Below are 1,503 nucleotides of genomic sequence, written 5' to 3' on the forward strand. Positions count from 1 at the left end.
GGTCCTCCAGTAAGTGTTACCTTACCTTCAACCTGCTCATGGCTAGATCACCCGGTTTCGGGTCTAATCCGACGAACTGAACGCCCTGTTCAGACTCGCTTTCGCTGCGCCTACGCCTATCGGCTTAAGCTTGCTCGTCAGATTAAGTCGCTGACCCATTATACAAAAGGTACGCGGTCACCCAGGACGAACCTTGAGCTCCCACTGTTTGTAAGCATTCGGTTTCAGGTGCTGTTTCACTCCCCTCGTCGGGGTGCTTTTCACCTTTCCCTCACGGTACTTGTTCACTATCGGTCGCTGAGGAGTACTTAGGCTTGGAGGGTGGTCCCCCCACGTTCAGACAGGATTTCACGTGTCCCGCCTTACTCATGTCCCAACTGTTTGCAGATCCGTACGGGGCTATCACCCATTGATGCGTGGTTTCCCAACCACTTCCGGTAACTTACAGTCAGGCACTGGCCTGGTCCGCGTTCGCTCGCCACTACTAACGGAGTCTCGTTGATGTCCTTTCCTCCAGGTACTTAGATGTTTCAGTTCCCTGGGTTAGCTTTGAACCCCTATGTATTCAGGGCTCAATACCTTCATGTGACAATTCGTAGTGCAGGCTCTGCCCTTGCAGACAGAGACTACAATACGAATTGTCGAAGGTGGGTTTCCCCATTCGGAAATCCGCGGATCAAAGCTCATTCGCAGCTCCCCACGGCTTATCGCAGCGTATCACGTCCTTCATCGCCTCTCAGCGCCAAGGCATCCACCGAATGCTCTTAAGGCACTTGATCGTTCTCATGATCGATGTCCGCAAAGCTACCAGCCTCACGCACATATGATCAGAAAGACCATTTATGCTTGCCGAACAGATCCGAATAAGACAGGCGCAGATGGTGTCCGCATCCCGAATGTCGCTGGGTAGCGACGTCTTCAGATCTATTCCCTCTTCACAATGACAAACAGCGTTACGAACCCTCCGAGGAGGATCAGTAAAACCAAGACTTTCCGGGGTTATGGTGGAGCCTGTCGGGATCGAACCGACGACCTGAAGCTTGCAAAGCTACCGCTCTCCCAACTGAGCTAAGGCCCCTTTTGGGTAAAGTGACGCGCCATCAGACGCGGCGGCCGTACGGCGCCCTGCAGCTCGATCGTGGTGGGCCTGGGAGGATTTGAACCTCCGACCTCACGCTTATCAAGCGCGCGCTCTAACCAACTGAGCTACAGGCCCAAGGCATGCGGTCCGAAACGGATGTTTCGGACTCGGCCAAAGACCTGAAGCGTTGGCCCAGAATGCCGGCCGATCGAACCAGACGTCCGATACGAGGCCAGGCATTCGCCCGGAAATGAAAGAGAAACGAAGACGGCGAAGTTCCGCATGTCGGGACCTGATCTGGTCCCTTTGTTCAAAGGGGATCAAAGGGTGTCGACCATCCGAAGACAGCCTAGCCGATAAGATCCGACCTTAGAAAGGAGGTGATCCAGCCGCAGGTTCCCCTACGGCTACCTTGTTACGAC

The 1,503-nt window shown here is 54.4% G+C and carries 2 tRNA genes and 2 rRNA genes (1 of these 4 running past the window's edge); all 4 read right to left on the minus strand.

Features of this window, described 5'->3' with window-relative positions:
- A 23S ribosomal RNA gene (locus AC5JL3_RS28650) occupies window positions 1–779 on the minus strand (it extends 2,030 nt beyond the left edge of the window).
- Window positions 780–1,002: 223 nt separating this feature from the next.
- Window positions 1,003–1,078, minus strand: a tRNA-Ala gene (locus tag AC5JL3_RS28655).
- Between the two features lie 61 nt (window positions 1,079–1,139).
- A tRNA-Ile gene (locus AC5JL3_RS28660) sits at window positions 1,140–1,216 on the minus strand.
- 238 nt (window positions 1,217–1,454) lie between these two features.
- Window positions 1,455–1,503 (minus strand): 16S ribosomal RNA (locus tag AC5JL3_RS28665); the annotation flags it as partial.

Source organism: Symplocastrum torsivum (genome assembly GCF_059505465.1).